The organism is Stenotrophomonas sp. ATs4, assembly GCF_051861585.1.
Lineage (GTDB): Bacteria > Pseudomonadota > Gammaproteobacteria > Xanthomonadales > Xanthomonadaceae > Stenotrophomonas > Stenotrophomonas maltophilia_AS.
This window is the reverse complement of the sequence record NZ_JBLYPK010000010.1, coordinates 175,879-201,728: the sequence shown is the minus strand read 5'-3', so window position 1 is coordinate 201,728 and position 25,850 is coordinate 175,879. Positions and strand designations below refer to the sequence as shown.

Genomic DNA, 25,850 nt, shown 5'->3' with positions numbered 1-25,850 from the left:
CTTCGGCGGAAATAAACAATTAAACGATGGCGTCGGCGCCCAGCTGGTGGATCGGCAGCAGCGCTGCGCCCACCGATACCGCGGATCCTCCCAGCCGGGACACATGCACCTGCGGCAGGCGCAGGCTGTCCAGCGCGCTGCTCCAGCGTGCCGGCTGCTGCAGGTGTTGCCCCAACGCTTCCAGTACCTGGCGGGGCAGGGAACCGGACAGGATCACAGCGCCCGGATCGAGCCAGGCCACGCCGGTATTGGCCGCTGCGCCCAGCTGGTTGCCCGCGCGTTCGGCCCAGGCACTGATGATGCCGGCATGGCTGTCCAGGCAGGCCTCCAGCTCGAACAGCGAAGGAATCCCGGCGCCGGCGTTGCGCAACGTGGCCAGCAGGTCGATGCCCGAGGGGCGCGGTGCGTCCATGCGGAACAGGCGGCCGATGTCGCCGGCATTGCCGAATTCACCGCGCATCACATCACGCCGGTGGATCACGCCGCCGCCCACGCCGTGGCCGACATACAGCAACAGCGCCGAAGCGCAGTCGCGGATCAGCCCGCTGTCGTAGTACTCCGCCAACGCCGCCAGGGTTGCATCGTTCTCCACCCAGACCGGAAAGCCGAAGTAGTCTTCAAAGAACTGGTCGTTGTCGATATCGCGCCAGCCATGCAGCCAGTCCACCGCGTGCCGGCGTGCCGGACCGGTTTCGACCACGGGCCCGGGAACCGCCACGCCGAGACCCAGGAAGCGCGCGCGCATCAGTCCGGTGCTGCTGGTGAGGCTGCGCAGGCGCTGGTCCACGCGATGGACGAAATCGAGGGGATCTGCGCTGTCGAATGCGGTGGCATCACGGGCGATGACCTGGCCGGCGAAGTCCACCAGCGCGATCTCCAGCCAACCGGGATGCACCGTGGCACCGGCGGCATAGCCGCCCCGACCGGACAGCGCCAGTGGCACCGAGGGACGGCCGCGCTGGCCATCGGACAGTTGTCCCTGTTCCTCGATCACTTCCAGCATCAGCAGTTCACGCGCGAGGCGGGTCAACGCGCCGTTGTGCATGCCCAGCTGGTGGGCGATGGTGATGCGGGGAACGGCGCCCATCGTGCGCAACAGCCAGATGATGCGCTTGTGGTCCGCATCCAGCGCGATCAGCGGCTTGCGGCGCAGCCGCGATGCCGGGGCCAGGCTCACGGTTGCAGGCCCTCGGTGTGTGCTGGCGGGATGGGCCAGGCCAATGCGGCCAGCGAAAGCAGGCTGCCGGCGGCGACCAGCGAGACCAGAGCGGCCGCGGTGCCCGGATTACCCGCCTGTATGCCGGGCAGCAGTTGGCCCAGCAGCAATGAGGAGGCCGCAATGGACAGCTTCATGGTTCCGGTGAGCAACGCAAAACAACTCAGGTCATCGTCGCGTCCGCTGCGGGCAGCATGGCGACGGGCGATCAGCGCGGTGCGTCGCCACAGCACCAGGCCGACGCTGGCCACCGCCGTCCCGTGGATGGCGGCACCTGCAATCGCTACGGGTGTGGAGGGGATGGTCAGGTACACGACAACGGTGGCGACGGCCAGCACCGACATCAGCGCGATCATCCCGGTCTCGCTGTGCAGCGTTGAACGCAGACGCAGGCAGAGCCAGGGGGCAACCACCATGCCTGCCACCATCGCGAAGGTCAGTGCTGCCCCGTGTTCGGCGAAGGGGAACAGACGCCCGGCCAGGCCTACCAGCGCCGTCTCTGCCGCTGCGGCCAGCAGAACCGGCAGCAGCGCAGGCAGAGGCAGGGCAACAGCACCGGGGATCCTGGTTGCGGACGCCCGTGAGGGCGCGGCGACGCAGGCCAAGGGAAGCGCGGCAGCCGTGATCAGCACGCCGATGATCATGCAGATCAGCAACGCGTCGCCACTACCCTGGGACGCAGGCGCACCGACCACGCCGAACAGCGCCGAGGCGACGCACAGCTTGGAGATCGGCACCACCACGGCGCGGGTCGAGACATAGCGCATGGCCTCGTCCTCGTCACGGGGCAGCAACGAAGTCAACGCGTTCTGCGCCACGTCGTAGACCGCATAGCAGCTACGGAACAGCAACGATGCGACCAGCAATGGCAGGAAGGCGGTCTCGGCTGCGTTGCCCGGGCTGAACAGCAGACAGGCGCTGGCCGCCGTGCCGAGCCCGCCGATGAGCTGCAGGCGCAGGGCGAGGCGCTGCTGGTTGCGCAGGCGGCTGAATACGGCGGCCAGCAGCAGATCGAGCAGGCTGCTGTAGGCCAATGAAATGGCCAGCAGCTGGCCGGTGTGGGCCGCCGACAGTTCCAGCCGGGCGTGCAGGTAGTAGCCCAGCACCAGATCCACGAACGACCAGGCCAGGGTGCGGGCAAAGTGGCCGGCGGCATAGAGGTGCCGTGGCGAGGGCTGCGCGTTCAACGCCGTGTACTGGGGAAGAAGAGCCGGAGATGCTGGATCGTTCTACTACCCCTGTGTGACATGGTCCTGACATGGCGCGCGGTCTGGCATTCAGCGAGTGGCTTGCACCGCCTGCCGCAGGCGCGCAGCATTCGCCCCGCTGCCCCCCATCACGCGTCACGCAGCGCCTTCTTCACTGGAACGGAGCAACGTATGAAGCTGTTGTCCGCTGTGTTGTTGTCTGCGCTTTCGCTACCCGCCGTTCCGGCGCTGGCAGTCGAAGCTTCGCCTTCGCCGCTGCTGGGGCGCTGGTCGCTGGATATCGCCACGTCTGCACTTCCCGAAGCGCAGCGCCCGAAGCACGTGGTGCTCGAGTTCAAGGACGCCGGTGCGGGGCGTTGGAGTTCACACGTGGACATCGTCCTGCACGACGGCAAGACCATGAAGTCCGACGGCACGCTGGCGCTGAACGGTACGCCGGGGACCTTGTCCGGCACCTATGGCGCGGACAAGGCCAACCTGAAACTGCCGGCGCCGAACACTTTGGTGATGCAGCTGGTGGACCACGGTACGCCGGCCTCCACCCGCATCTATACCGTGGCGGCCGACCATACGAAGATGACCGAGACCAAGGCGTTCTACGGTCACGACGGTACGCCGATCCTGCAGACCAACCTGTTCACGCGGATACCGTAGTGGCGCTGCCTGCGCCATGCCCATGGGGAAGAAATCCACAGGCATGGCACCGGCAGCCTTACACCGCGGCCGGGTCGCGCTTGCCGGTGTCGATGCCGTACTTGTCGATGGCCTCCTGCATCCGCGCGCGTTCGATGCGACCTTCGTCAGCCAGTGACTTCAGGGCGGCCAGCACGATGAAGTGGCGATCCACTTCGAAGAAGGTGCGCAGCGATTCACGTGTGTCGGAGCGGCCGAAACCATCGGTGCCGAGCGCGGTGAAGCGACGGTCGTTGATGAAGGGACGGATCTGGTCGCCGACGATCTTCATGTAGTCGGTGGCCACCACCACGGGGCCTTCGTGGTCCTGCAGGCACTGCTGCACGTACGGCACGCGCGGTTCCTCGGCCGGGTGCAGCAGGTTCCAGCGCTCGGCGGCCAGGCCGTCGCGGCGCAGTTCGGTCAGGCTGGTAGCGCTCCAGACATCGCTGGCGATGCCGAAGTCCTGCAGCAGCAGTTGTGCCGCGGCTTCCACTTCGCGCAGGATCGAGCCGCTGCCCATCAGCTGCACGCGAGGCTGCGAGGCAGCATCGGCGGCTGCTGGATGCAGCAGATACAGACCCTTCAGGATGCCCGCTTCCACGCCCTCCGGCAGTGCCGGCTGCGCGTAGTTTTCGTTGAGTACGGTGATGTAGTAGTAGATGTCTTCCTGCTCGACGTACATGCGGCGCAGGCCGTCGTGGATGATCACCGCCAGCTCGTAGTTGAAGGTCGGGTCGTAGGACACGCAGCTCGGAATCACCGACGACAGCACGTGGCTGTGGCCGTCATCGTGCTGCAGGCCTTCGCCCATCAGCGTGGTGCGGCCCGACGTGGCGCCGAGCAGGAAGCCGCGGGTACGCGCATCGGCAGCGGCCCAGGCCAGGTCACCGACGCGCTGCAGGCCGAACATCGAATAGAAGATGTAGAACGGAATCGTGGCCAGGCCGTGGTTGCTGTAGGCGGTACCGGCGGCGATCCATGAACAGATCGCACCGGATTCATTGATGCCTTCCTGCAGGATCTGACCGTCCTTGGCTTCCTTGTAATAGCTCAGCTGGCCGGCATCCTGCGGGGTGTACAGCTGGCCCAGGTAGGAGTGGATGCCGATCTGGCGGAACAGGCCTTCCATGCCGAAGGTGCGCGATTCATCGGGCACGATCGGAATCACCAGCTTGCCCAGCTCCGGGTCCTTCAGCAGGCTGGTGAGAATGCGCACGAAGCCCATGGTGGTGGACTGGCCGCGATCACCGCTGCCCTGCAGCTGGGTGTTGAAGATGGACAGCGGCGGCAGCGGCAGCGGATCGACCTTGGCCAGGCGCGCCGGCAGCTGCCCACCCTGGATGCGGCGGCGTTCGGCGAAGTAGGCAGCCTCGGCGCTGCCGGGTTCCGGGCGCAGATAGGGCATTTCCTCCAACTGGTCGTCGCTGACCGGCAGGTTGAAGCGGTCGCGGAAGGCGCGCACCGCATCGGCGCTCATCTTCTTCAGCTGGTGGTTGATGTTCTGGCCTTCGCCGGCTTCGCCCATGCCGAAACCCTTGACCGTCTTGGCCAGGATCACCGTCGGCCGACCGCTGGTGTTCACCGCCTGCTGGTAGGCGGCGTACACCTTCTGCGGGTCGTGGCCGCCACGCGCCAGCGCCCAGATGTCGTCGTCGCTCATGTGCGCGACCAGCTCCAGCAGCTCGGGGTAGCGGCCGAAGAAATGCTCGCGCACGTAGGCGCCGCTCTGCGACTTGAAGGTCTGGTAGTCGCCGTCCACGCATTCCATCATGCGCTGGCGCAGCAGGCCGCTGTGGTCGCGGGCCAGCAGGTCGTCCCAGCCACTGCCCCAGATCAGCTTGATCACGTTCCAGCCGGCCGCGCGGAAGGTGCCTTCCAGTTCCTGGATGACCTTGGCGTTGCCGCGCACCGGACCGTCCAGGCGCTGCAGGTTGCAGTTGACCACGAACACGATGTTGTCCAGCCGCTCGCGGCCGGCCAGTGAAATTGCCGCCAGCGATTCGGGCTGATCCATCTCGCCGTCGCCGAGGAAGGCCCAGACCTTGCGGCCCTGGTGTTCTTTCAGGCCGCGGTATTCCAGGTAACGCATGTAGCGCGCCTGGTAGGCGGCGGTCAGCGGGCCCAGCCCCATCGACACGGTGGGGAACTGCCAGAACTCCGGCATCAAGCGCGGGTGCGGATACGAGGACAGGCCTTCGCGGCCGGCTTCGCGGCGGAAGTTGTCCATCCGTGCCGGATCGATGCGGCCTTCCACGTATGCGCGGCCATAGATGCCCGGCGCCGAATGGCCCTGGATGTAGATCATGTCGCCGTCGAAGGTGTCGGTGCGGCCACGGAAGAAGTGATCGAAGCCCACGTCGTACATCACCGCCGCCGACTGGTAGGTAGCGATGTGGCCGCCGACGTTGGAATGCTTGCCGGCACGCAGCACCATCACCATCGCGTTCCAGCGGATCATCGCGTTCAGGCGGCGCTCGATGGCCAGGTCACCCGGGTAGGCCGGCTGGCGCTCGGGCGGGATGGTGTTGACGTAGGCGGTCCAGGCACGGGTATGCAGGTCGCCGTGCTGCTGGGCGTCCAGATCGCTCAGCTGGTCGATCAGGTAGTGCGCGCGCGGCCGGCCGCCGGCCTGCATCACCGCCTCCAGCGATTCACGCCACTCCTGGGTTTCCAGTGGGTCGGTATCGAAGGGAATGAGGGCTTGGTTCATGGCTGTCTCCAGAGGGCGCCGGTCGGACTTCTGCCTGGGCGACAACACCGGCAGGGCGCACAGCACTGGAGCGGGGTCGCAACGGCGGGGGCCGTGACGCGAAGGGCGACCGTGGCGGCCACCGAGAAGACAAGGGTAGGCCTGCCCCCGGGGCTTCGGTAGGCGGGCGGGGCTTGGGTCTCTGGCAAGCAAGGGTTGGTGCTGCGCGCCGTATCATGGGCCGATGCGTGGGAAACGGCCGCCGATCAGGCTGGGTTGCTCAATCGTGCTCGAACCGCAGTGGTTCGCTGCCCATCGCCGGGTCACTGGTGCCGGGGCGCCCGTCCTCGGCACGGCCGGCCAGGCGTAGGACATTTTCACCTGCGCTGACCTGTAGGTCATACCAGCCGGCGGTAGGCGTTGCATCCCACGCCAACGAAGTCTCTGCATGCGCCGGCAGTGCCACAGTCTGCTCCGGCATGTGTCCGGCATAGGCGCCCGCCTGCACACGCACTTGCTGCGCGCTGCCACCCAGGTTGCGCAGGTGCAGCCGCAGTTGGCCATCCGCACGATCGATTGAAGCCTGCACGGCAGGCCCCTTGGCCGCCCCCTGGAAGTGGCGGTGGAAGCCGTTTGGGCCCAGCAGCCACAGGTCATAGCGGCCCTGGGAATCCAGCGGCCAGCGCTCGCGCAGCGGCGTACCGGGCAACAGCGTGTAGCGGCGTGGCACCGAATCCAGCCGCAGCCGGTCGTAGGCATGCAGCACTGCCGCTGCACCTTCGCAGGCCAGCGCCAGATCCACGCCCGAGGCGTCGACCGCAGCAATCGATGCCTGCGGCCGATAGGGCAGGGCACGCGCAGGGCGTACGCCGCTTTCCTGTTTCGCCGGCTTCAATCCCTCCGGCAACGCGGGCACGGTGCGTCCCGGCAGGGCGGCGGCACGTGCGGCCACCGCGCTCACATCGGGCAGGCCGCGCACGAAAGGACGAGTGTCGCGCTGGGCGAAGTCGAAGGCGTTGCTCAGGTCACCGCAGACCGCGCGGCGCCACGGCGAGATGTCCGGTGCGGCCGCGCCGAAGCGGCGTTCGATCAGCCGTATCACCGAGGTGTGGTCGTACACCTGCGAATCGACCCAGCCACCGCGGCTCCACGGCGAGATCACATACAGCGGCACGCGCGGACCCAGCCCATAAGGGCGGCCACGCAGTTCGGCGAGGTCGTACTTCTCGTCGCCCGGTGCCGGATGGCGATGGTACTCGCCCTCGGTGCTGACCGAAGAAGTGCCTGCCCAACCGTCATCCACAGGCGAAGGCGGTGCCGGCGGCGGCATGTGGTCGAAGAAGCCGTCGTTCTCGTCGAACATCAGCAGCAGCGTGGTGCGGCTCCACACCTGCGGATCAGCAGTCAGCGCATCCAGCACGCGCGCGGTATAGGCCGCGCCCTGGGCCGGGCTCGACGGGCCGGGATGCTCACTGCCGGCTGCATCGGCGATGATGAAGCTGACCTGCGGCAGGCGCCCACCGATCACGTCCTGGCGCAACTGCACCAGGCCACGCGTGCTGACACCGCGTGCGCGCAGCTGCGGGTCATGTCCTGGCGCTGCGCGGTGGGCCTGGCGGAAGGCTTCAAAGCCGGCCAGGGGATTGTCGGTGAAGTTGTCGGCCATGTCCTGGTAGATCTGCCAGGACACGCCCGCCTTCTGCAGGCGCTCGACATAGCTGGTCCAGCGGTACGACGCCGGGTGCCCGCCCTGTTCGGGGAAGTTGTCGTGCGAGTTGGCGATCACCGGGCCGCCAGCACGCGCGTGTGCATCATTGTGGCTGGTCCACAGGAACACCCGGTTCGGGTTGGTGCCCGCCTGCATCGCGCAGTGATAGGCGTCGCAGAGGGTGAAGGCATCGGCCAGCGCGAACTGGAACGGCAGGTCGCTGCGCTGGAAGTAGCCCATCGAGTGGTTCTGCTTGGCCTTCGGCCATTGGCCCATGCGCCCGTGGTCCCAGGCCCGCTGTGCGTCGGGCCAGGTGTGCGGTGTGCCTTCCACCCGCATGTAGCCGAAGTGCGCGGCGGTATCCAGCGGGAACGGTGCGATCGCGCGCGTGCCGCTCGCGTCGGGCTGCAGCCACAGGCTGCGGGTGCGGCCACCGGCCTGCAGCGCCGGCGCCGGGGCCACGAAGCGGTCGCCGAAACCACGTACCCCCGGCAGCGTGCCGAAGTAGTGGTCGAACGAGCGGTTCTCCTGCATGAACACCACGATGTGCTGCAGGTCTTCGAGGCTGCGTGTCTGCGCCGCAGGGGCGATCGCTGCGGCCCGGGCGATGCTGGGCAGCAGCGGGGAAAGGCCGGCGGCAGCGCCGGCCTGCAACAACCGGCGTCGGCCGATATCGGTCACGGGTTCACTCACAGGTCCACACGGAAGGAGATGCCGACGGTGCGCGGGGCTCCGATGAAGGCGTTGTCGCGGCCGTCCACCCCTGCAAGATACCGCTTGTCGGTGAGGTTGCTCACCACCAGGTTGGCGCCCATGCCCTTCAGGCGCGGCGACAGCGCCTGCAGGTCGAAACCGATGTTGGCGTTGAACACGGTGGCCGAGGGCAGTTTGTTGACGTTGGCGGCGTCGAGGTAGCGGGTGCCCAGATAGCGGCCGGACAGGCCGAAGTTCCAGTTAGCGCCCTGCCAGTCGGCCGACAGCACCAGGGTCTGTTCGGGCTGGCCGATCACCTTGGCACCGTCGACGATGCCCAGCTGGGTGTCGCGTGCGGCATCGCCACTGCCCAGGTACTTGGAACGGTTGTAGGTATAGGCCGCGTTGAGCCGCCAGCCGTTGTCCCAGCCGTAACCGAATGCGGCTTCCAGGCCGTTGCTTTCCACACCGCCGAAGTTCTCATAGACACCATCGGTCTCGCCCAGGTAGTCGATGCCGCTGACGAAACCGGCCGGAAGGTAGACGATGCGGTTGTCGAACTTGATGTTGTACAGGGTGACCGAGGCGGTCAGCGGCCAGCGGCTGATGCGCATGCCGACTTCGATGTTGTCGGCGGTCTCCGGTTCGACATTACGGAAGCGCTGCGGATCGGTCTCGCCAAGTACGCCGGAAGGAATGGCGGCGAAGTTCTGCGAGAAGCCGGCAAACAGTTCCATGCCTTCCACGCCCGGTGCCCAGGTGAAGCCGGTGGACAGCAGCGGATCGGACTTGGAATCGGATTTGACGTGTTCGCTGGCACCAATCACGCGGCGGCGCGACTGGTCGACGAAGAACTGCTTCACGCCCAGGCGTGCACTGAACGGCCCGAAGCGGGCCACGTCCTCGACGTAGTACATCTGCTCGTCAACCTTGTACTTGTCCTCGAACTGCACCCAGTACGGCTGATGGTCGAAGGCGATGTCCTGGCCGACGTTGAGCAGGCGGTGCCAGTCACGGCGTGCCGAACGGTCCAGCTTCTCCACCCACAGGCCACCACGGATGGTGTTGTCGATCGCACCGAAGGTCTGCCGCCATTCGACGTCGGCAGTCACGCCCATGCGGTCGTTGTCGTAGTGGGTGTGGCGGTAGGACTGCGCGCCCAGCACGTTGCCCGCGTAGCAGTTCGGATCATATTCGGCGGTGAAGCCCAGGCGCGGGGTGCAGCTGGCCAGGCGCTGCGCAGCGCTGCCGTCAGGATTGACGAAGAAGATCTGGCCTCGGTTGCTGCCGCCGTACACGGTCTTGCCACCGAGGTATTCCGATTCGGGGCGGCCTGCCCCGTCATCGCTGACCTGTGCCAGGTAGGGTGGCAGCCAGTCGCCACGGCCTTGCATGCGGTGCCCGTAGGCGGCCACCGAGGCCTTGAAGCCGCTGCCGCCGTCGAAGGCGGCGCGCAGGTAACCGAAGGTATTCTCGCGCAGCGCACGCGAGCCGGAACGGTAGTTCTGGTCCAGGTAGGGAATGCCGGTAAGGGTACCGACCAGGTTGTCACGCTCCGGGTTGGTGGCGAAGCCCTTCGGTGAAACGCTGGTGTATTCCGGCTCGTCGGCATCGTTGTAGGACAGGTAGCCGGTCAGGGTCCAACGGTCCAGTTCGGTGATGAACTTGCCGGCGATGTGGTCGTTGCTGGTCTTGCCGCTGCCATCGATCCAGTCGTGCACGCGTGCGGAGGAAGCGCTTACCCAGGCGCGGGTGTGGCCGCCGAGCAGGCCGGTGTCATAGCGCACGTAGTACTTGCGCGCCTCGTTGTCACCGGCGCCGACCACGAAGCGCAGGCGACTGTCCTGCAGCGGATCGCTGGTGAGGAAGTTCAGGGTGCCGCCCAGGGCTTCGTTCGAGCGCGAGGAGATATCGGCGGTGCCCTGGCTGACCTCCACCGTTTCCAGGTCCAGGGTGTCGATGTAGCGGTTGGCCAACGAGCCGCCGCCGTAGCCCGAGCCGCCATTGGGCAGGCCGTCGATGGTGGTGCCGATCTGCTGGGTATCACGGTTGGTGACGAAGCCGCGCATGCTGATCTGCGTCCCCCACACCGACGAACCGGTGGCATCGGCCTCGCTGACCACCACGCCGGGCACTTCGTTGAGCGCGTCGTTGACGCTGCTCATCACGGTCTGCCGATTCAGCGTTTCCGCACGCACCGACGTCTTGGCGTAGCTGGTGGCCTGACCGATCACCTGCACCTGGTCGAGGGTACGGGCATCGCTGCTGCGCGATTCGGCCGCCTCGCCCTGCGGTGCTTCTGCGAGGGCGTCCAGGGCGGGGGCGATCAGCAGGGCAAGCAGGGAGACACGGGGAAAGCGCGCAATCGTTCGCATCGAGACCGGACCTTGAGGGGAGGGAAGCCCCGGAGTGTCGGCAGCGCCAATGACATCGGCATGACGCGAAGATGCAGGAACCGTGTTGTGTGACCGCCGGTGCTGGCGGCCACTTGCCTCAGTAGCGCGCGTCCTTCGGTTTCGGATCGCGTGGCCAGTCCTTGGCTTTGTTGGCGAAGTCCGGCCGCGGCTGGTTGATGAAGTAGCTGGCGATGTCCACCGCATCCTGGTCGGGCATCACCTGCTGTCCCAGCGGGGGCTCACGGGTCACCGCCGGTGGCATGTTGTGCTTGACGAAGCCGGCGGCCTTGTACAGGCGCGCCATGCCGGCGCCGATGTTGAAGCTGTGATCACCCCACAACGGCGGGAAGGCGACGTCACCGCTGGCATCGCGCCGTCCCTCACCGTTGTCGCCATGGCAGGCAGCGCATTGCACGGCGTACAGCGCCTGGCCACGGATCGGGTCGGGAGTCAGGGTGTTGTCGATCGGTCCTTCGCTGGGTGCAGCCACGCGCGCGCCTTCGGGAACCGGGCGGCTCAACCAGGTCATGTATTCCAGCATGGCGCGCATTTCCGGCGCGTCCTTGGCCAGCGGCTTGCCGTTCATCGAACGCTGCAGGCAGCCGTTGATGCGCTCGGTCAGCCCGATCTCCTTGCCCGGACGCGGCATGTAGCGCGGGTAGGCACCGCCGCCGGTATTGAAGTAGTGGTTGCCGAACGGCCGCTTGCCTTCGGCCATGTGGCACGAATTGCAGTTCAGATCGTTGCCGACATTGTCCGGCAGCAGCCGCGCGGTCTCGTTGAGGAGCCGGCGGCCGAACATCACCGATTCTGCATTGCCGAGCCCGGCGATTTCCTCGGCGCTGGGTACGTTGTACTGCCCGACCACCATGCCCTGCGCATCCAGGATGTCGATCGTGCTGGCCACGGCGGCATCCAGGTCCGGGTACAGATGACGGTAGGCGAGGGTGCCGGCGCAGGCCAGTACCACGAAGGTGATCGCACTGCCGATCAGCAGGCGGGAACGCGCGCGCGAACGCTTCATTGTGCGGTCTCCTGCGGAACGTAGTGCACCGGCTTGTCGCGCACCACCCGGCGCATGCGCGCCACTTCAACTTCGCTGACCGCGCTGGCCTGGTTGCCCCAGCTGCTGCGGATGAAGGTCAGGATCTGTGCCAGCTGCGCATTCGGCAGCTGCTCGAAACCGGGCATGGTGAAGGCCATGCGGTCGTGCGGGGTATGTGGCGTGCGGCCACCGATCAGGGTCACCTGCACCAGCGAGCTGGGATCATCGGCGAACACGATCGAGTTGCCGGCCAGCGCCGGATAGACGCGCGGCATGCCACGGCCATCTGCACGGTGGCAGGCCTGGCAGTGCTCGGCATAGGCCAGCGAACCGGCAACACGGTAGTCGCCGCTGCGCAGTGCGGCGGTGGTGGTGTCGGTACCGGGCGACCACTGCGCACTGCGTCCTTCGCGCGCCGGCAGCTGCTTCAGATAGCGTGCCATCGCCAGCAGGTCGGCGTCGGACAGGTATTGCGTGCTGTGCTCGACCACATCGGCCATGCCACCGAAGGCCGCCGAGCGATCGGTGCGTCCGGTACGCAGGAAGTCCACGATCTCGCCCTCGCTCCAGCTGGCCAGACCGGTCGACTCATTGCGCAGGTTCTTCGCGTACCAACCCTCCAGCACCGAGCCGGACAGGAACTGGCGGCTGCCATCGTCGGCCATCGCCTTTTCCTGGAACGCCAGCCCGCGCGGTGTATGGCAGGCTCCGCAGTGGGCCAGGCCTTCAACCAGTTCGGCGCCGCGCTGCTGGCCGGCATCCAGCGCCGGATCCGGGCTGAAGCTGCGCGGGCGTGCAAACAGCAGCTGCCACCAGGCCAGTGGCCAGCGCATGTTGGCTGGCCAGGGAATCGTGCTGTCGGCGTTGCTTTGCTTCACCGGCTGCACCGAGCCCATGAAGTAGGCGTACAACGCCTTGATCTCGGCATCGCTGGCGATCACGTACGAGGCGTACGGCATTGCCGGATACAACGGCTGCCCGTCGTGACGGATGCCGCGTCGGACCGCGCGCTCGAAGTCGGCGTAGTCGTAGGCACCGATGCCGGTATCCGGATCGGGGGTGATGTTGGTCGAGTAGATCGTACCCATCGGCGTCTGCATGCCGAGGCCACCGGCGAACGGCTTGCCGCCCGGTGCGGTGTGGCAGGCCGCGCAGTCGGCGGCACGCGACAGGTACTGCCCCTGCGCGATCAATGCCGGATCGTGGATGTCGACCTGCGCCGTCTGTCGCGGTGCGAACCAGTAGGGCGTAGTGCGGGCGATGCCGTAAGCGGCGGCCACGGTGGCGGCCAGGGCAATGGCGAGCTTGAACGAGGTGCGCATGGCGGCACTGTGGACAAACACGCCGGCGTATTCATTGATCCGGATCAATGCCGAGGTCGATCGCGCCATTGTGACAACCTGAATCGATCCCGCATTGTCATCAGGCCGTCATCCGCGCGCGATAGATGGCCCGCGTCTGCGTCGCTAACCTGCCACGCTGTCGCTCCTTTTCCCCGATTGCCCATGAAACGCCTGCTGCTGTTGTTGCTGGCGTGCGCCGGCCTGTGGCTGGCTGCATGCTCATCCTCTATCAACGCCTCGTCCACCTCGCTCGCCGATCGGCTGATCGCGCCGGGTGGCGTATCGACCCTGCTCGATCGTCCACGCATTGCCGCGGCCATTGCCGAACTGCCCAACCGCCATGGCTTCGCGCCGGGCCGCGATGGCGTGCCGATCTTCTGGCGTGTGTTCGACCCTGGCAATTACGGCGCGCGTTACCATTACTTGCCGCAGCGCCACGAGAATGGCCTACCGCTGGATACCGGCCTGAGCCTGGCAGTACCGCAACCGTTTCGCGCGCAGGCACCGCGCGGCACCGTGGTGCTGCTGCACGGCTGGATGATGAACGGTGATTCGATGCTGCCGTGGTCGCTGCAGCTGGCCGAATCCGGCTACCGCGTGGTCACGCTCGACCTGCGCAACCATGGACAGTCCGGTGCCGGCCCGTCCGGCTATGGCACCTATGAATCGGATGACGTGGTCGATGTGATCAGCGAGCTGCGTGCGCGTGGTGAAGTGACGGGCCCGTTGTACCTGTTCGGTGTGTCCTATGGCGCTGCCACCGCAGTGTTCGCCGCCGACAAACTGGGCGACCAGGTGGCCGGCGTTGTGGCGATGGAGTCGTTCGCCAATGCCGGCGTGGCAATCCGCACGATGATCCCGCATCTGATGGGACTGCAGCCGGAAGGGTTGAAGGCGCAGGCCGTAGCCTCCTACGCGCGCTGGCGCTACGGCGGGCAGGACATCGACCAGGTGGTGGCCGCTGCCAGTCGTCGCATCGACGTCGATCTTGACCGTGTGGACGTGGCGCGCGCGCTGGCCGATACCCGCGCCTGCGTACTGCTGCTGCATGGGCAGGGCGACCAGCACATCCCGGTCAGCCAGGGCCGCGAACTGGCCCAGGCCAACCCGCGCGCGCACTACATCGAGATGCGTGGCGAGGATCACATCACCCTGCCGCTGCGACTGGACCTGCTGGCCGGTGTGGTTGACGACTGGATGGCGCGTGACGAGCACCATCCGAAGAGCGCGTGCCCGGCGCCGCAGCTGCCGGCCCAGGCCGAGTGGCTGACGCGCAGCTGAAAAAAGGGGACGGAGGGGATTAAGTCGTTTGTGCCCAGGTCGGATTACGACTTAATCCCCTCCGTCCCCTTTTTCTGTCAGGCCACCCGTCGTGCCAACGCGCGCGCGGACGCGGCCACGCCGAGTAGCAGTGCGGCCACGCACAGGAAGGCGAAGCCGAGGCTGGTGACGTGGGCCAGTGCACCGATCGCTGCCGGGCCGGCGAGGATGCCGGCGTAACCGAGCGTGGTCACCGCGGTGATGGCGATGCTTTCCGGCATCACCCGCTGCTGGCCGGCCATCGAGAACAGTGCCGGCACGATATTGGCGCAGCCCAGCCCGACCAGCACGTATCCCGCCAGCGCCACCGGGAACGAGGGTACCAGCGTGGCCAATGTGAACCCTGCTGCGGCGGTGATGCCGCCGAAGACCATTGTGCGGGTCCGTCCGAGGCGCTCGACGATGCCGTCGCCGAACAGGCGCATCGCGGTCATCGCCAGGGTGAACACTGCAAAGCCTGCCCCTGCCTGGTCGCGCGGCACCTGCCGCACCTCGGCCAGGAACACCGCGCTCCAGTCCAGCATCGAGCCCTCGGCGAGGAACACCACGAAGGCCAGCACGCCGATGAACAGCACCACGCCGTGCGGCAGCGCCAGCAGAGGGCCCTCGTGCAGGATCCGTTGCGGTCGCCAGTGCGGCGCCGACAGCACCGCGACCAGCAGCAGCGCCGCCACCGAAACCAGCGCGGCCAGCCACAGCGGCGTACCCAGGATCAGCAGGCCGGTCATGCAGCCGGCGCCGACGAAGCCACCGATGCTGTAGAAGGCATGGAAGCCGGACATCATCGCGCGCCCGGCGTCGCGCTCGACCGCGACCGCCTGCATGTTCATCGCACAATCCAGTGCACCGACGCCGGCACCGAACACGAACAGCGCCGCGCCCAGCGTCACCGGCGAGGGTGCCAGCACCAGCAAGGGCAGGGCGCACAGCATCATCGCGCAGGTGATCACCATCACCCGGCGGCAACCCAGCCGCCCGGTCAGCGCACCCGCCAACGGCATCGCCAGCAACGAGCCGAGCCCGAGGCACAGCAGCACGGCGCCGAGGCTGGCGTCGGACAGCCCGGCCTTGGCCTTGGCATAAGGCACCATCGGCGCCCACGCAGCGGTGGCGAATCCGGGAATGAAGAAGGCGGCACGGGTGGCGTGCTGCTGGGCACGTGGGGATGAAGGCGTCATGCGCGATGCGAAGCTCCAGGGGATATTTATGAAAACGTTTTCAGGTCGGCTCGGCAAGTGCCATGCGTGACATCGGGCGACGCATACGATTGCAGTGACCCGATCGCGTCACTGGCGATTAACGTCACCCACGGACAGTGGCTGCACGGTCGGCATCCCGCCGGCCGCTGCCGGAGACCCGTACATGAGCACGACACCGACCATCCTCCTCGTCCATGGCTTCTGGGGCGGGGCCGCACACTGGGCCAAGGTGATCCTGGAACTGCATCGCAACGGCCATGACCGTGTGCAGGCGGTGGAACTACCGCTCACGTCGCTGGCCGACGATGCAGGCCGCACCCAGAAAATGATCCGCCAGATCGACGGCCCCGTGCTGCTGGTCGGCCATTCCTACGGCGGTGCAGTGATCAGCCAGGCCGGCAACGAGGACAACGTGAAGGGCCTGGTCTATATCGCCGCCTTCGCGCCCGATGCCGGCGAGAGCCCCGGTGGCATCACCCAGCAGCACCTGCCGGAGGCGGCACCGAACCTGGCGCCGGACAGCGATGGCTACCTGTGGCTGCGTGCGGACAAGTTCCATGAGAGCTTCTGCCAGGATCTGAGCGAAGACGAAGGCCGGGTGATGGCGGTGACCCAGAAGGCGCCGCTGGCCAGTACTTTCGGTGATGTGATCAGCGACCCGGCGTGGAAGCGCACGCCGAGCTGGTACCAGCTGTCCCGCCACGACCGCATGATCGCGCCGGAAAACCAGAAGGCCATGGCTGCAAGGTTGCAGCCCAAGCGCCTGCTGGAGCTGGATGCCAGCCATGCCTCGCTGGCCTCGCAGCCGAAGGAAGTGACGGCGCTGATCCTGGAAGCCTGTTCCGCCATCGGCGGCTGACCCCGCGGCAGCGCGCCGCACGCCAGCACGTCGCACGACAGCCGGGGCGCAGGGGAGTACACTCCTGCGCCTGCGGCCATCAGGCCGCGCCCCTCACTTGCCTCCAGCCGCCGCCAGAGGATCCCACCCTATCGTGGAGGTCCCGCCGTGCTGTCTGTGCCTGTCCGTTTTCCGCTCTTGTTTCCGCGTCGCCTGCCACTGCCGCATGCACTGGCCCAAGGCCTGCTGCTGCTTGCACTGAGCAGCGGCACCGCTGCTGCCCAGTCCACCCAGGACGAGGACAAGGCCAAGCCGGCGCCCGCCTCGCAGACCCTGCAGACCGTGCAGGTCACCGCCAACCTGCTCGGCACCATCACCGAGGGCAGCGGCGCCTATACGCCCGGCACCATTGCCACCGCCACCCGCCTGGTGCTGACGCCACGGCAGACCCCGCAGACCATCAGCGTGATCACCCGCGCACAGATGGATGACTTCGGCCTGCACGGCATCGATGACGTGATGCGGGTGACCCCCGGCATCAGCATCGTGACCTACGACAGCGAACGCACCGAGTACTACGCGCGCGGCTTCGCGATCCAGAACTTCCAGTACGACGGCATTCCGATGTCGCGCGATTCGGCGTACTCCGCCGGCAATACGCTCAGCGATACCGCCATCTACGACCGCATCGAGGTTCTCAAGGGCGCGACCGGGCTGCTGACCGGCATGGGCGACCCAGGCGCGACCATCAACCTGGTGCGCAAGAAACCGGGCAAGGACTTCGCCGGCAGTGCCTCACTGGGTGTCGGTCGCTGGGATGACTATCGCGCCGAGCTCGATGTGGGTGGCCCGCTGACTGCCGATGGCCGCGTGCGTGGCCGCGCCGTGGGCGCTTGGGAAGACAAGCGCTCCAACCTGGACAACTACCAGCGCACCAGCAAGGTCGGCTATGCCGTGCTGGAAGCCGATCTGGGCGAACGCACGCTGCTGTCGGTCGGTGGCGACGTGATGGACAGTGACCCGAAGGGCTCGACGTGGGGCGGCATTCCGCTGCTGGACAGCGCTGGCAACTTCAACCGCATGCCGCGCTCGTTCAACAATGGTGCGCAATGGGCCGGCTGGCGCCAGTACGTGCGTACCGGTTTCGCCACGTTGGAGCACACGTTCGCCAACGATTGGATTGCCAAACTGCAGCTCAACCACCAGGTCAATGGCTATGACGCCGCACTGGCCGGTGCCGCCGCCGGCAATCCTGATCCGTTGACCGGCGAGGGCGTCAGCCTGTGGCTCGGCAAGTACGTCGGCAAGACCGTCAGCAATGCCGCCGACTTCTATGTGAGCGGGCATTTCGGCCTGTTCGGCCGGGAGCATGAGCTGGTGGTCGGTGGCAGTGCCTCGCGCAAGCGCTGGACCAATACCGGCTACGGCCCGCAGGCGGGGTTCCCGGATACCGTGCCGGACTACAGAACCTGGAATGGTGACATTGCCGAACCGCAGTGGCAGCGCACCTATGACAACAATGAAGTGACCCGTGAGAACGGGCTGTACGTGGTCGGCCGCTTCGACGTGGCCGATCCGTTGAAGCTGATCGTCGGCAGCCGCCTGGCCAGCTACCGTTCGCCCGATACGCGTGAGACCGGTGTCTATGTCCCGTATGCCGGCGTGGTCTACGACCTCGGTGAGCACTATTCGGTGTACGCCAGCTACAGCACCATCTTCAAGCCGCAGGGACAGCGTGACGAGCAGGGCAAGGCATTGGATCCGCTGGAAGGCCGCAGCTACGAGATGGGGCTGAAGGCCGAGTTCTTCGATGGACGCCTCAATGCCAGTGCGGCGCTTTTCCAGCTTGATCAGGACAACTTTGCCCAGCCCACCGGCGGCAAGACGCCGAATGGCCAGGATGCCTACCGCGCGTTGATGGGCGTGCGCACCAAGGGTTACGAGCTTGAAATGTCGGGTCAGCTGGCCGATGGCTGGCAGGTGCAGGGTGGGTTCTCTCACAAGATCGCGCGCCAGGCGGGCACCAAGGTGACCACGCTGGAGCCGGAGAACCAGTTCAGCCTGCACACCAGCTACCGCCTGCGTGGCGCCTGGCAGGGGCTGACGCTGGGTGGTGGCGCACGCTGGCAGGATTCGACCTTCGGCGAGATCACCAACCCGGCCACGCGGGCCAAGGTGGTGCATCGCACGCAGCCGTACTGGTTGCTGGATGCGATGGCGCGCTACCAGTTCAACGATCGCCTGTCGGCCACGGTCAACGTCAACAACCTGCTCGACAAGCGGTACTACACGATCTTCAACTGGTACAGCACCTACACCTGGGGCGAGCCGCGCAATGTGCGGCTGACCTTGAACTACAAGTTCTGACGCGGGTGTTGTGTAGAGCCGAGCCCGCGCTCGGCTCTACGGAATGACGCCCGCGATGCTCTGCAGTATCGCGGGCATTGTGGTTACAGCGGCAGGTCGAACACCAGCACTTCAGCGTCGTTGCCGTTTTCCAGCGTCAGCTGGGCTTCGTCACTGACCTGCAACGCATCGCCGGCTTCCAGGGTGATGCCATTGACCTGCAGCTGGCCACGCGCCACCTGCACATAGGCGCCACGACCGTTGCCAAGCGCATGGTGCAGCTTCTGGCCGCCATCGAGGATGGTGGCGAAGATGCGGGCATCCTGGTGGATGCGCAGCGAACCGTCGGTACCGTCCGGCGAGGCGATCAGGCGCAGCTGGCCGCGCTTGGTCTCCGGCGCGAAGTGGGTCTCCTCGTACGACGGCGTGATGTTCTCGGTGTCCGGGAAGATCCAGATCTGCAGGAAGTGCACCGTCTCGTCGGCCGAGTGGTTGAACTCGCTGTGGCTGACACCGCTGCCGGCGCTCATGCGCTGCACATCGCCGTAGCGCAGCACCGAACCGGTGCCCATCGAGTCCTTGTGCTCCAACGCTCCGCCCAGCACGTAGGAAATGATCTCCATGTTGCTGTGACTGTGGGTGCCGAAGCCCTGGCCGCCGATCACCTTGTCTTCGTTGATCACCCGCAGCGGGCCGAAGCTGACGTAGCGAGGGTCGTAGTAGCTGGCGAAGGAGAAGGTGTGACGCGAGGACAGCCAGCCATGCTCGGCCAGGCCACGGGTAGCGCTCTTGCGGATCTGCAGCATGATGGAATCTCCTTGTTCGATGGTTTCGATGGGGCGGGGTGGGCCGGTAGCCGCTGTGTTTCCCCGTTGGAGAGAAGTATCTGCTTGCACCTTGGGTTTGAAAAACGGATAGTTTTGACAGCCATCATCGAAAAATTCGAATGCTCAAGCTCAGCCTCGATGCCCTGCAGATCCTGGATGCCATCGACCGCCGCGGCTCGTTTGCCGGCGCCGGCAAGGCCCTGCACAAGGTGCCCTCGACCATCTCCTACACCGTGGCCAAGCTGGAGGAGGACCTGGGCGTTCAGCTGTTCGACCGGGTCGGCCCGCGCGCTGAGCCGACCGAGGCCGGACGCGCCCTGCTGGAAGAGGGGCGGCACCTGCTGCGCGCAGCCCGCGAACTGGAACTGCGGGTACGCAGGGTGGCGTCGGGCTGGGAGACCGAGTTGACCCTGGCGGTGGACTCGGTGTTTCCGACCTGGTTGCTGGGGCCGGACATCGCTGCATTCCGTGAGGCTGAAGCACCGACCCGGCTGCGGCTGATTGGCGAGGCCTTGTCCGGCACCTGGGAAGCGTTGCTGGACCGCCGTGCCGATCTGCTGGTCGGCGCGCCGGGTGAGGGCCCCAGTGGCGGTGGTTATGTGGTCGAGCCGCTGGGCACGGTGGGGTTCGTGTTCGCGGTCGCGCCGGATCATCCGTTGGCCGTGGTCCCGGGTGTGCTGGGTCGCGAGCAGCTGGTCGAGCACTGCGCGATCGCCGTTTCCGACTCGGCGCGACGGCTGCTGCCGCGCACGGTGGGGCTGTTGATGGGGCAGGAGATGCTGACGGTGCCGGACATGGCCAGCAAGCTGAAGCTGCAGTGCGAAGGCGTGGGCTTCGGTTTCCTGCCCGAACCGTGCGCGCGCGCTGCGGTGGCGCGCGGCCAGCTGGTGATTCGCGAAGTAGAGGAGCACAAGCCGGAAGAGACCTTCTGGCTGGCCTGGCGCACCGGTGAGGATGGCGCCGCACTGCGCTGGTGGCGCGAGCGCCTGCGCAGGCCGGAGGTGCTGTCGCAGTGGTGGCAGGCAATGGCCAAGGGGTAGGGGGTTGACAGGGCTGCGCCCTGCACCTGCCGAAGCAACAGCCACAGCAACAGCAGAAGCTGGTTTCCTGAGGGATGGCGGGGTGGGTCCGGTTGCGGGGGGCCGCTGCAAGTACGTCCATGTAAGCTCGGTCGCCGCATCCATGCGGCTCACGCCCCCGCAACCGGACCCACCCCGCCTTCGACAGTTTTCCGCGATCTGTCGGAACGGCGTACTGCTCTGGTAGGTGTCGACCTTGGTCGACACGGTAGATCCACGCCATGCGTGGATGCTCTTCGATCAATTATCGAAATATTCGAACTCGATGGAGATTCGTCCACGCATGGCGTGGATCCATCAGATCGCGGAAATCTGTCAGAGGTGGGGCGGCATGGGCAGGCAGGACCGTTGGCGGCATGGATGCCGCCATCGAGCCCCCATGGATGGGTTTACGGCGTGTCCTGCCTGTCCATGCCGCCCCGCCAACCCACGGAATGCCAGCTTTTGCTGTTGCCGTTGCCTTGGCCTGAAGCCTCTGCAGGTGCAGGGTGCAACCCTGCCGAAAAACACACATAAAAAAACAGCAGGCCGAGGCCTGCTGTTTTGGTGTAATGGTGCGCCCGGAGAGATTCGAACTCCCGACCGCCTGGTTCGTAGCCAGGTACTCTATCCAACTGAGCTACGGGCGCCAATTACATAAACTTGTTGTGCTGACTGTGTATGGTGCGCCCGGAGAGATTCGAACTCCCGACCGCCTGGTTCGTAGCCAGGTACTCTATCCAACTGAGCTACGGGCGCGCGGTACACAATCAACTTACTGCCTGATTTTACTGCATTTCCAGCGGCGGATGCTGAAAACCTGTCGAGTGGTGCGCCCGGAGAGATTCGAACTCCCGACCGCCTGGTTCGTAGCCAGGTACTCTATCCAACTGAGCTACGGGCGCCCTGCGACAGGAGCGGAATTATGCGGATCTCGGCGCAGACCGTCAACAGTTTTGTGAAAATTTTCACTCAACTGAATGAAAAAGCTGTCAGCCACGGCGTCCGGTGCCTTCAGCCAGGCGAAATGATCGGCACGTGTGCCCAGCTCCTGCGCGGAAAGCACGCGCAGCTGCGCGACCACATTCGGCAGCTTCGCCAGTAGCGTCTGCATCGACCCGGTCGGTGCCAGCCAGTCGTGTTCCATCAGCACCGCCTGTGCGCTGCCATGCACGCGCGCCATCTGTGCATCGAGGTCTTCGGCCATGCCTGCGGCAGCGTAGCGGTTGTTCAGGCCCACGCGCGCCCAGTCGGCAATCAGCCCGCGTGCTTCGGTGCCGCCGAAACCGAGGCGACGGCCATGCAGCACGCCCTGGCGTTGCGCGATCCACGGCAGGAAGCGATAGACCAGTGGCAGCAGCCAGCCGCGTGGCGGTGGAAAGCCGCGCCAGAACGGAGAGCCGCTGGCGGCCAGCCACAAACGGTTGAAGTGCTGCGGGTTGCGGCCGGCATGCACGCAGGCCAGCTGGCCGCCCAGGCTGTGGCCGCCGATGATCCAGGGCAGGGCACCTGTTTCGTCGTCCGCTGCGGCCAGTACGGCCTGGCTGCCCGGCAGATCCTGATCGAGCACCTCGCGATAGCCCCAATCCTGTGTACGTGACGGACGCAGCGAACTGCTGCCATTGCCGCGCCACTCATGCAGGTACACCGCCACGCCTCTTGCTGCCAGCGCCTGTGCCAGCGGCAGGTAGTGACGCGCGGCCACGCCCAGTGCAGGCAACCACAGCAAGCGCGCGTTGGGCTGTGCCGGTACACAGGCGATCACTTCATAGCGATGGCCATCACTGCACTGCACGGCAACAACCTGCGGTGTCACGCTCATGCGTGCGGTGCCGCGCCGAAGTGATCGAGCACCCGTACCTCGCTGCGGCCGGGCGTGTAGCCCAGCTGCAGTCCGCGTGCGACGTAGTCGATGCCGGCTTCGCAGGCGTTGGCCAGGCTCAGGCCGTTGCACAGCTGCGCGGCGATGGCCGAGGCCAGCGTGCAGCCGGTGCCATGTGCATCCAGTGGCAGGCGGGCATGGATGAACTCTTCGCTGCTGACGCCGTCGAAATAACGGTCGATCACGCGGTTGCCTTCGTGCAGGTGGCCGCCCTTGAGCAGCACGGCGCCAGCACCGAGGTCGAGCAGGGCAGCAGCGGCCTGTTCGGCGTCATCGCCGCTGCCGATCTTCCGGCCGATCAGCAGTTCTGCTTCCGGTGTGTTCGGAGTGACCAGGGTCGCCAACGGCAGCAGGCGCTCGCGCATTGCCTTCAGTGCACTCTCTTCCAGCAGGCGTGCGCCGCTGGTGGCGACCATCACCGGGTCCAGCACCACGTGCGGCGGGCGGTGCTTCTCCAATGCATCGGCGACGGCATGGATCACTTCGGCGTTGGCCAGCATGCCGAGCTTGACCGCATGGATATCGAAGTCGTCGAAGCAGGCTTCGATCTGCGCCTGCAGGAAGGCGATCGGTGGTACGTGCACGGCGGTGACGCCACGGGTGTTCTGTGCGGTCAACGCGGCAAACACGGCCAGGCCATGCACGCGGTGCGCGGCGAAGGCCTTGAGGTCGGCGGGAACGCCGGCGCCGCCGCCGGAGTCGGAGCCGGCGATGGTGAGGGCGGAAACGGGAGTGGTCGGGCTCATCAGGTGATTGTGCCGTGGTCCAGCAGGGGAAGGTAGATCCACGCCATGCGTGGATGCCTTTGATTCAATGCCGCCAACGCGCCCACTGCTGGTACACCACATAGCCCAGCCCGGTCAGGCCGGTCAGCAGGGCCGGGGCGAGCAGGGCGTCGTACTGCCAGTGCACGAACAGCCAGGCACCGATGATGCCGCCGGCGAGGAAGCCGCTGATGATCAGGCCGCTGAGCGTCAGCCGTCGTACCTGCAGTGGCAGCCCGCGCAGCAGGTGGCCGAGGCCGATGCCGAGGTCGGTGAACATACCGCTGAGGTGGGTGGTGCGCACCACCGCGCCGCTGAAGGTGGTGGCCATCGCGTTCTGCAGGCCGCAGGCCATGGCGGCGGCCAGTGCGCCCCAGATCTGGTGCCGTTCAAACAGCGGAATGGCCACCAGCAGCAGCGCCGATTCCAGTGCCAGCGCCACGCCGTAGCGGCGGCCCAGCTGCAGGGCACTGTCCTGGATCAACAGGCCGCTGAGCATCGCGCCCAGCGAGAACGCGATCAGCAGCCCCCACAGGTGGCCGACCGCGCGCCAGTCGCCCTGGGCCAGCGCCATGCCGAGCTGGCTGGTGCTGCCGGTCATGTGGCTGACGGCCTGGTGCTCGAAGCCGAGGAAGCCGACCACGTTGACCATGCCGGCCACGCACGAAAGCGCGACCGCGCCGATCCAGACCCAGGTGGGCAGGCGTATTCCCATCGGCAGGGCCCTCAGGGCCCGCCGAAGCCGCCGTTGAACTGCAGCTCGCTGAAGGTGTTGCTGGCCGGATCGAACACCGCGCCCCAGAACTGCGTGCCGCCATCGCAGACGCGGATCGCTTCACGGGCCGGATTGATGCTGCCATCGTCGGGCAGGTGGAAGGCGTTGATGTAGATCAGCCGCTTGCCGGCGCTTTCGATGCCGACGTACTGGCGGTCGAAGTCCAGGACCTTCGGTACCTGTGCCTCCAGCGACGACAGCTGGGATTCCAGCTGGTCGATCTGCTGCCGGCTGGGCGCCCAGTAGCCGCTCACCCGCCCGGCCTCGCGGCCGGGGCTGGCGCGCGAGCAGGTGTCGAGCACCTGCGCGGCGATGATCGGGCGAGTGACCACCCAGGACTGGCCGGTACGCTCTGCGGTCGGCACGCTGGCCGGACCGCGCGTGGTGGTGCAGGCGCCGAGCACGGCTGCGAGGGTGATCGCAGCCGTGGGCAGCAACAAGCGGGTGCAGCGGTTCACAACACCTCCGAAGCGTAATCGGCCAGGCGCGAGCGCTCGCCACGGCGCAGGGTGATGTGTGCGCTGTGCGGCCAGTTCTTGAAGCGGTCCACCGCGTAGGTCAGGCCCGAGGTGGTCTCGGTCAGGTACGGGGTGTCGATCTGCTCGACGTTGCCCAGGCAGACGATCTTGGTGCCGGGGCCTGCGCGGGTGATCAGCGTCTTCATCTGCTTCGGGGTGAGGTTCTGTGCCTCGTCCAGGATCAGGTAACGCGACAGGAAGGTACGGCCACGCATGAAGTTCATCGAGCGGATCTTGATGCGGCTGGCGAGCAGGTCGTTGGTGGCCTGGCGGCCCCAGGTACCGCCTTCCTGGTTGTGCGTGAGCACTTCCAGGTTGTCGGTCAACGCGCCCATCCACGGCGTCATCTTCTCTTCCTCGGTACCGGGCAGGAAGCCGATGTCCTCGCCGACGCTGACCGTGGCGCGGGTCATGATGATCTCGCGGTAGCGTTGCTGGTCCATCGTCTGCGCCAGGCCGGCGGCCAGTGCCAGCAGGGTCTTGCCGGTGCCGGCGGTGCCGAGCAGGGTGACGAAGTCGATCTCCGGGTCCATCAGTGCATTGAGCGCGAAGTTCTGTTCGCGGTTGCGCGCGCTGATGCCCCACACGGCATGGCTGCCGTGGCGGAAATCATCGACCAGCGACAGCACCACCTTGCCATCGCCGACCACGCGGCTGACGCGCAGCTCGACTTCATCTTCGCCAGGCAGGTAGACGTACTGGTTCGGATACCACTCCTCGCCGTCCTGGCCCAGGATTTCGTAATGGGTGCGGCCCTTGTCGCTCCAGCTGCGCAGGTCGTCGCCGTGGCGCTTCCAGAAGTCTTCCGGCAGCTCGGTGGCGCCGGTGTAGAGCAGGCTGAAATCGTCCAGCGCGCGGTCGTTCTCATAGTCCTCGGACACGATGCCGGCGATGGCGGCCTTGATCCGCAGGTTGATGTCCTTGGAAACGAACACCACCGGAATCTCAGGGGTCTCTTCCTTCAGGGCCAGGATCGCGCCGAGGATGGCGTTGTCCGGAATGACCTTGCCAAAGCTCTTGCCCGCATCGAAATGGCTGGTCTGGAAGCGCAGCAGGCCGACGCTCTGCTTGCCGCGCAGCTGCAGGCCCTGCGGCCGCTGCAGCGGGATGCCGTCGGCCAGATTGTCCAGGCCCGAAGCCTGCACCAGTTCGTTGAGGAAGCGGCTGACCTGACGGGCGTTGCGGCTCGCCTCGGTGGTGCCCTTCTTGCCGTTGTCCAGCTCCTCGATCACCTGCATCGGCAGGTAGACGTCGTGCTCCTCGAATTTGAACAGCGCGGTGGGATCGTGCATCAGCACGTTGGTATCCAGCACGTAGATGCGCTTGCCTCGGGTCATCGTCGATTCCTGG

The 25,850-nt window shown here is 66.4% G+C and carries 19 protein-coding genes and 3 tRNA genes; 5 read left to right on the top strand and 17 right to left on the bottom strand.

Translation table 11 applies throughout. From position 1 onward, the window contains the following. Nucleotides 1–19: 19 nt before the first annotated feature. Entirely contained in the window at nucleotides 20–1,177 is a 1,158-nt protein-coding gene (locus tag ABR323_RS18085; RefSeq protein WP_439450284.1) for an ROK family protein, read from the bottom strand. Next, a complete protein-coding gene (locus ABR323_RS18080) occupies nucleotides 1,174–2,403 on the bottom strand; it encodes an MFS transporter (RefSeq protein WP_439450283.1) in 1,230 nt (409 codons plus the stop codon). Before ABR323_RS18080 ends, ABR323_RS18085 begins: the two co-directional genes overlap by 4 nt. Nucleotides 2,404–2,595: 192 nt before the next feature. Here ABR323_RS18080 and ABR323_RS18075 point away from each other — a divergent pair, with 192 nt between their 5' ends. Further along, on the top strand, nucleotides 2,596–3,078 hold the full coding sequence (locus ABR323_RS18075; RefSeq protein WP_439450282.1) for a LuxR family transcriptional regulator: 483 nt from the start codon (nucleotides 2,596–2,598) through the stop codon (nucleotides 3,076–3,078). Nucleotides 3,079–3,136: 58 nt separating this feature from the next. On the opposite strand, the gene aceE is transcribed toward ABR323_RS18075, so the two are convergent. The 5 genes from aceE to ABR323_RS18050 all read right to left on the bottom strand — a co-directional run bounded on the left by aceE (nucleotide 3,137) and on the right by ABR323_RS18050 (nucleotide 12,952). Further along, nucleotides 3,137–5,809 carry a pyruvate dehydrogenase (acetyl-transferring), homodimeric type gene (gene aceE / locus ABR323_RS18070; RefSeq protein WP_439450281.1) on the bottom strand — a complete coding sequence of 891 codons (2,673 nt, stop codon included), beginning with the start codon at nucleotides 5,807–5,809 and terminating at the stop codon, nucleotides 3,137–3,139. Between the two features lie 259 nt (nucleotides 5,810–6,068). Beyond that, nucleotides 6,069–8,177 (bottom strand): phosphocholine-specific phospholipase C, encoded by a 2,109-nt coding sequence (locus ABR323_RS18065; RefSeq protein WP_439450303.1) that lies wholly within the window; start codon nucleotides 8,175–8,177, stop codon nucleotides 6,069–6,071. 8 nt (nucleotides 8,178–8,185) lie between these two features. Continuing rightward, nucleotides 8,186–10,564: a TonB-dependent receptor gene (locus ABR323_RS18060; RefSeq protein ID WP_439450280.1), complete on the bottom strand. Its 2,379-nt coding sequence runs from the start codon at nucleotides 10,562–10,564 to the stop codon at nucleotides 8,186–8,188. Nucleotides 10,565–10,682: 118 nt separating this feature from the next. After that, a complete protein-coding gene (locus tag ABR323_RS18055; protein WP_439450279.1) occupies nucleotides 10,683–11,609 on the bottom strand; it encodes a c-type cytochrome in 927 nt (308 codons plus the stop codon). Then, nucleotides 11,606–12,952 carry a c-type cytochrome gene (locus ABR323_RS18050; RefSeq protein ID WP_439450302.1) on the bottom strand — a complete coding sequence of 449 codons (1,347 nt, stop codon included), beginning with the start codon at nucleotides 12,950–12,952 and terminating at the stop codon, nucleotides 11,606–11,608. The genes ABR323_RS18055 and ABR323_RS18050 overlap by 4 nt, the downstream gene beginning before the upstream one ends. Before the next feature lie 183 nt (nucleotides 12,953–13,135). Between ABR323_RS18050 and ABR323_RS18045 the strand changes: the two genes are divergently transcribed. Next, nucleotides 13,136–14,254 carry an alpha/beta fold hydrolase gene (locus ABR323_RS18045; RefSeq protein ID WP_439450278.1) on the top strand — a complete coding sequence of 373 codons (1,119 nt, stop codon included), beginning with the start codon at nucleotides 13,136–13,138 and terminating at the stop codon, nucleotides 14,252–14,254. 77 nt (nucleotides 14,255–14,331) lie between these two features. Here ABR323_RS18045 and ABR323_RS18040 read toward each other — a convergent pair whose 3' ends face one another. Beyond that, entirely contained in the window at nucleotides 14,332–15,471 is a 1,140-nt protein-coding gene (locus ABR323_RS18040) for an MFS transporter (RefSeq protein ID WP_439450277.1), read from the bottom strand. 184 nt (nucleotides 15,472–15,655) lie between these two features. On the opposite strand from ABR323_RS18040, the gene ABR323_RS18035 reads away from it, so the two are divergent. Continuing rightward, complete coding sequence (locus ABR323_RS18035; protein WP_439450276.1) at nucleotides 15,656–16,351, top strand: alpha/beta hydrolase; 696 nt, start codon at nucleotides 15,656–15,658, stop codon at nucleotides 16,349–16,351. A 147-nt stretch (nucleotides 16,352–16,498) separates the two neighbouring features. After that, nucleotides 16,499–18,697, top strand: coding sequence for a TonB-dependent siderophore receptor (locus ABR323_RS18030; RefSeq protein WP_439450275.1), 2,199 nt, complete (start codon nucleotides 16,499–16,501; stop codon nucleotides 18,695–18,697). 83 nt (nucleotides 18,698–18,780) lie between these two features. On the opposite strand, the gene ABR323_RS18025 is transcribed toward ABR323_RS18030, so the two are convergent. Further along, entirely contained in the window at nucleotides 18,781–19,482 is a 702-nt protein-coding gene (locus ABR323_RS18025) for a pirin family protein (RefSeq protein WP_439450274.1), read from the bottom strand. A 140-nt stretch (nucleotides 19,483–19,622) separates the two neighbouring features. Between ABR323_RS18025 and ABR323_RS18020 the strand changes: the two genes are divergently transcribed. Next, on the top strand, nucleotides 19,623–20,543 hold the full coding sequence (locus ABR323_RS18020; protein WP_439450273.1) for a LysR family transcriptional regulator: 921 nt from the start codon (nucleotides 19,623–19,625) through the stop codon (nucleotides 20,541–20,543). Nucleotides 20,544–21,134: 591 nt separating this feature from the next. Here the strand turns inward: ABR323_RS18020 and ABR323_RS18015 are convergent. The 8 genes from ABR323_RS18015 to ABR323_RS17980 all read right to left on the bottom strand — a co-directional run bounded on the left by ABR323_RS18015 (nucleotide 21,135) and on the right by ABR323_RS17980 (nucleotide 25,837). After that, nucleotides 21,135–21,211: transfer RNA gene (locus tag ABR323_RS18015), tRNA-Arg, on the bottom strand. Between the two features lie 32 nt (nucleotides 21,212–21,243). Then, nucleotides 21,244–21,320, bottom strand: a tRNA-Arg gene (locus ABR323_RS18010). A 69-nt stretch (nucleotides 21,321–21,389) separates the two neighbouring features. Continuing rightward, nucleotides 21,390–21,466: transfer RNA gene (locus tag ABR323_RS18005), tRNA-Arg, on the bottom strand. After that, nucleotides 21,457–22,383, bottom strand: a complete 927-nt coding sequence (locus ABR323_RS18000) for an alpha/beta hydrolase family protein (protein ID WP_439450272.1) — start codon at nucleotides 22,381–22,383, stop codon at nucleotides 21,457–21,459. Before ABR323_RS18000 ends, ABR323_RS18005 begins: the two co-directional genes overlap by 10 nt. Beyond that, entirely contained in the window at nucleotides 22,380–23,189 is an 810-nt protein-coding gene (gene thiD, locus ABR323_RS17995; RefSeq protein WP_439450271.1) for a bifunctional hydroxymethylpyrimidine kinase/phosphomethylpyrimidine kinase, read from the bottom strand. Before thiD ends, ABR323_RS18000 begins: the two co-directional genes overlap by 4 nt. 64 nt (nucleotides 23,190–23,253) lie before the next feature. Further along, on the bottom strand, nucleotides 23,254–23,922 hold the full coding sequence (locus tag ABR323_RS17990; protein ID WP_135273152.1) for a YoaK family protein: 669 nt from the start codon (nucleotides 23,920–23,922) through the stop codon (nucleotides 23,254–23,256). 11 nt (nucleotides 23,923–23,933) lie between these two features. Continuing rightward, nucleotides 23,934–24,440: a hypothetical protein gene (locus ABR323_RS17985; RefSeq protein WP_439450270.1), complete on the bottom strand. Its 507-nt coding sequence runs from the start codon at nucleotides 24,438–24,440 to the stop codon at nucleotides 23,934–23,936. Further along, nucleotides 24,437–25,837: a PhoH family protein gene (locus tag ABR323_RS17980; RefSeq protein ID WP_135273154.1), complete on the bottom strand. Its 1,401-nt coding sequence runs from the start codon at nucleotides 25,835–25,837 to the stop codon at nucleotides 24,437–24,439. Before ABR323_RS17980 ends, ABR323_RS17985 begins: the two co-directional genes overlap by 4 nt. Between the last annotated feature and the right edge of the window lie 13 nt (nucleotides 25,838–25,850).